Source organism: Chryseobacterium luquanense, assembly GCF_026460945.1.
In the GTDB taxonomy this organism is placed as follows: domain Bacteria; phylum Bacteroidota; class Bacteroidia; order Flavobacteriales; family Weeksellaceae; genus Chryseobacterium; species Chryseobacterium luquanense.
In genome coordinates, this window is record NZ_JAOVZV010000035.1 from 1 (window position 1) to 5,434 (window position 5,434).

The 5,434-nt window shown below is 46.4% G+C and carries 2 tRNA genes and 3 rRNA genes; all 5 read right to left on the reverse strand.

The annotated features are described in order from the left end of the window. Positions 1 to 11: 11 nt before the first annotated feature. Positions 12 to 119, reverse strand: a 5S ribosomal RNA gene (gene rrf / locus OEA66_RS20280). A gap of 159 nt (positions 120 to 278) precedes the next feature. Next, a 23S ribosomal RNA gene (locus tag OEA66_RS20285) occupies positions 279 to 3,038 on the reverse strand. 223 nt (positions 3,039 to 3,261) lie between these two features. Then, positions 3,262 to 3,335 (reverse strand) — tRNA-Ala (locus tag OEA66_RS20290). Between the two features lie 85 nt (positions 3,336 to 3,420). Further along, positions 3,421 to 3,494 (reverse strand) — tRNA-Ile (locus tag OEA66_RS20295). Between the two features lie 220 nt (positions 3,495 to 3,714). After that, positions 3,715 to 5,231, reverse strand: a 16S ribosomal RNA gene (locus OEA66_RS20300). Together the 16S, 23S and 5S rRNA genes with 2 tRNA genes alongside form the textbook arrangement of a ribosomal RNA operon. Positions 5,232 to 5,434 lie beyond the last annotated feature (203 nt).

Below are 5,434 nucleotides of genomic sequence, written 5' to 3' on the forward strand. Positions count from 1 at the left end.
GTTTGAAAAAAAACTGGCGGCGACCTACTCTCCCGCTTTCGCAGTACCATCGGCGCTGGTGGGCTTAACTTCTGTGTTCGGAATGGGAACAGGTGAGCCCCACCGCTAAAACCACCCTAAAGGTTGTATATAAGGTTCAGGTTGTAGATTACAGGTTTGAGGCAATAGCATTTGCTGCTACCTTATACCTGGTATCTATCATCCGATACCTGGTTTTAATCGATAAAAACATTCACAAAGAGAGAACCTTTAATTGCGCAATTAAGTGTTGCCAATTAGGCTATAAATCTACGGGTAATTAGTACTACTCGGCTATGCTGTTACCAACTTTACACCTGTAGCCTATCAACGTCGTCATCTCCAACGACCCTTAAAAGATGTCTCATCTTGAGGCGAGTTTCGCACTTATATGCTTTCAGTGCTTATCTCTTCCAAACGTAGCTACTCAGCGGTGCTCCTGGCGGAACAACTGATACACCAGAGGTTTGTTCAAATCGGTCCTCTCGTACTAGATTCAAGCCCTCTCAAACATCTAACGCCCGCAATAGATAGAGACCGAACTGTCTCACGACGTTCTGAACCCAGCTCGCGTGCCACTTTAATGGGCGAACAGCCCAACCCTTGGGACCTTCTCCAGCCCCAGGATGTGACGAGCCGACATCGAGGTGCCGAACCTCCCCGTCGATATGAGCTCTTGGGGGAGACTAGCCTGTTATCCCCGGAGTACCTTTTATCCTATGAGCGATGGCCCTTCCATACGGAACCACCGGATCACTATGTCCTGCTTTCGCACCTGATCGACTTGTAGGTCTCACAGTCAAGCACCCTTATGCCATTACACTCTACGCACGGTTACCAAGCGTGCTGAGGGTACCTTTGAAAGCCTCCGTTACTCTTTTGGAGGCGACCACCCCAGTCAAACTACCCACCACGCAGTGTCCTTCTGAAAGAAGTTAGGCTCCAAGTAAGTAAAGGGTGGTATTTCAACGTTGACTCCACAAACACTAGCGTGCCTGCTTCAAAGTCTCCCACCTATCCTACACATTACTTACTCAAAGTCAATACGAAGTTATAGTAAAGGTTCACAGGGTCTTTTCGTCCCATTGCGGGTACTCGGCATCTTCACCGAGACTACAATTTCACAGAGCTCATGGTTGAGACAGTGCCCAGATCGTTACACCATTCGTGCAGGTCGGAACTTACCCGACAAGGAATTTCGCTACCTTAGGACCGTTATAGTTACGGCCGCCGTTTACTGGGGCTTCAGTCAAACGCTTCGCATTGCTGCTAACGCCCTTCCTTAACCTTCCAGCACCGGGCAGGTGTCAGACCCTATACTGCATCTTTCGATTTTGCAGAGTCCTGTGTTTTTGATAAACAGTCGCCTGGGCCTTTTTACTGCGGCCACCATTGCTGATGGCGTCTCTTCTCCCGAAGTTACGAGACTATTTTGCCTAGTTCCTTAACCATGATTCACTCTAGCACCTTAGGATTCTCTCCTCGACTACCTGTGTCGGTTTTGGTACGGGTTGCTTCACTTCGGCTTTTCTTGGAAGCACTTTCCCTACAGCAACTTCGCCCGAAGGCTAGGTCTTGACTATTCCGTCAGTCTCCAGTAAGTACGGCACTCCGTCCCCTTTTTAGTGTGAGCAAGTATGGGAATATTAACCCATTGTCCATCCACTACCCCTTTCGGGTTCGCGTTAGGTCCCGACTAACCCTCAGCTGATTAGCATGGCTGAGGAAACCTTAGTCTTTCGGTGAGCGGGTTTCTCGCCCGCTTTATCGTTACTTATGCCTACATTTTCTTTTCTGTACGCTCCACAATAGCTCACGCTACTGCTTCTGTGCAAACAGAATGCTCCCCTACCAGATATACCTCTAAGGTATAAATCCATAGCTTCGGTAATATGTTTATGCCCGATTATTATCCATGCCGGACCGCTCGACTAGTGAGCTGTTACGCACTCTTTAAATGAATGGCTGCTTCCAAGCCAACATCCTAGCTGTCAATGCAGTCCAACCGCGTTGCTTCAACTTAACATATATTTGGGGACCTTAGCTGTTGGTCTGGGTTCTTTCCCTCTCGGACACGGACCTTAGCACCCGCGCCCTCACTGCCGTGGAACATTTATTAGCATTCGGAGTTTGTCAGGAATTGGTAGGATTTGACTCCCCCGCATCCAATCAGTAGCTCTACCTCTAATAAACTTATACACGACGCTGCACCTAAATGCATTTCGGGGAGTACGAGCTATCTCCCAGTTTGATTGGCCTTTCACCCCTACCCACAGGTCATCCGAAGACTTTTCAACGTCAACCGGTTCGGTCCTCCACTTTGTGTTACCAAAGCTTCAACCTGCCCATGGGTAGATCACAAGGTTTCGCGTCTAATACTACTAACTAAGCGCCCTATTCAGACTCGCTTTCGCTCCGGCTCCGTACCTGAAGTACTTAACCTCGCTAGTAACATTAACTCGTAGGCTCATTATGCAAAAGGCACGCCGTCACCCAACTTGTGGGCTCCGACCGCTTGTAGGCGTACGGTTTCAGGTTCTATTTCACCCTTCTATTCGAAGTGCTTTTCACCTTTCCTTCACAGTACTTGTTCACTATCGGTCTTTCAGGAGTATTTAGCCTTGGAGGATGGTCCCCCCATATTCAGACAGGATTTCACGTGTCCCGCCCTACTCATTTATCATCTAAATATACCTTTCGAATACCGGGCTATCACCGTCTACGGCTGTTCTTTCCAGAACATTCTTCTAAATATATAAAGACTTTTGGGCTAATCCGCGTTCGCTCGCCACTACTTACGGAATCTCTTCGATTTCTTTTCCTCAGGGTACTTAGATGTTTCAGTTCTCCTGGTTTGCTCTCCTTGCGGAGTGACTGGTCTTCAACCAGCCGGGTTGCCCCATTCGGACATCTGCGGATCAATTCGTGTGTGCCAATCCCCGCAGCTTTTCGCAGCTTACCACGTCCTTCGTCGCCTCTGAAAGCCTAGGCATCCGCCATACGCCCTTAACGATTTCTTTCCTAATTATTAATTAGTTCAGTATTTTTTTGTCTAACATTGCTGCTAAACTATTTTTTGTAAACTCAAACGCTTAATTGCGCTCGGTTTTCTCTTTGTGATATCTTTACCGTTAATGTCAATGATCTTTATGCTTTCTCAAGCTTAATCCGCAAATATTGTTTTTGGCTCTATCTGCTTTTTTAAAACTAAACCTTCAAATTAATGTTAATTTAATAACAATGTGGAGAATAAGGGAGTCGAACCCTTGACCTCCTGCGTGCAAGGCAGGCGCTCTAGCCAGCTGAGCTAATTCCCCCTCTAGTCAGATGTTAAATATTAGTAATTAGATATTAGTAAAAACTAACTTTTAAATTCTAATTTCTAACCTCTATTTCAATTAGTAGTCTCGGGCAGGCTCGAACTGCCGACCTCTACATTATCAGTGTAGCGCTCTAACCAGCTGAGCTACGAGACTTTGTTTTTAGTTGGTGGTTGTCGGTTTTAGTTGCTTGTTTTAACTAACTTCTAATATCTAACCTCTAACTTCTTTACTAAAATCTCTTCCCTATACTAATTTCTAGTGGGTTTGTATTTTATATTATATATCAACCAAATAAAAAAACTAAAGCTAAAAACTTTAAATAAGTACTTTTTGTACTTGCGTACTGTTTTGTTTAACGTCGAAAGACGCTCTAAAATGAGATGTTCCAGCCGCACCTTCCGGTACGGCTACCTTGTTACGACTTAGCCCTAGTTACCTGTTTTACCCTAGGCAGCTCCTGTTACGGTCACCGACTTCAGGTACCCCAGACTTCCATGGCTTGACGGGCGGTGTGTACAAGGCCCGGGAACGTATTCACCGCGCCATGGCTGATGCGCGATTACTAGCGATTCCAGCTTCATAGAGTCGAGTTGCAGACTCCAATCCGAACTGAGACCGGCTTTCGAGATTCGCATCTTATCGCTAAGTAGCTGCCCTCTGTACCGGCCATTGTATTACGTGTGTGGCCCAAGGCGTAAGGGCCGTGATGATTTGACGTCATCCCCACCTTCCTCTCTACTTGCGTAGGCAGTCTCACTAGAGTCCCCAACTGAATGATGGCAACTAGTGACAGGGGTTGCGCTCGTTGCAGGACTTAACCTAACACCTCACGGCACGAGCTGACGACAACCATGCAGCACCTTGAAAATTGTCCGAAGAAAAGTCTATTTCTAAACCTGTCAATTCCCATTTAAGCCTTGGTAAGGTTCCTCGCGTATCATCGAATTAAACCACATAATCCACCGCTTGTGCGGGCCCCCGTCAATTCCTTTGAGTTTCATTCTTGCGAACGTACTCCCCAGGTGGCTAACTTATCACTTTCGCTTAGTCTCTGAATCCGAAAACCCAAAAACGAGTTAGCATCGTTTACGGCGTGGACTACCAGGGTATCTAATCCTGTTCGCTCCCCACGCTTTCGTCCATCAGCGTCAGTTAAAACATAGTGACCTGCCTTCGCAATTGGTGTTCTAAGTAATATCTATGCATTTCACCGCTACACTACTTATTCCAGCCACTTCTACTTTACTCAAGACCTGCAGTATCAATGGCAGTTTCATAGTTAAGCTATGAGATTTCACCACTGACTTACAGATCCGCCTACGGACCCTTTAAACCCAATAAATCCGGATAACGCTTGCACCCTCCGTATTACCGCGGCTGCTGGCACGGAGTTAGCCGGTGCTTATTCATACTGTACCTTCAGCTACTTACACGTAAGTAGGTTTATCCCAGTATAAAAGAAGTTTACAATCCATAGAACCGTCGTCCTTCACGCGGGATGGCTGGATCAGGCTCTCACCCATTGTCCAATATTCCTCACTGCTGCCTCCCGTAGGAGTCTGGTCCGTGTCTCAGTACCAGTGTGGGGGATCACCCTCTCAGGCCCCCTAAAGATCACTGACTTGGTAGGCCGTTACCCTACCAACTATCTAATCTTGCGCGTGCCCATCTCTATCCACCGGAGTTTTCAATAATAAACGATGCCGTTCATTATATTATGGGGTATTAATCTTCCTTTCGAAAGGCTATCCCCCTGATAAAGGCAGGTTGCACACGTGTTCCGCACCCGTACGCCGCTCTCTCTGTTCCGAAGAACAAATACCGCTCGGCTTGCATGTGTTAGGCCTCCCGCTAGCGTTCATCCTGAGCCAGGATCAAACTCTCCATTGTATGTTTGTCTGACTCACTCAAAGTTTCTTTAATACGCTTTAGTTTTTCCTTAATTTTGGTTGTATATTATTTTTCAATGATCTCTTTTCTCTCGCTTCCTACTTCGCTACTTTCTGTCGTTTCGCTTATCGTATTTGCGTGTGCAAAAGTAAAACTTTATTTCTAATTGACCAAATGTTTTTCTCAAAAATTTAAAGTTTTTT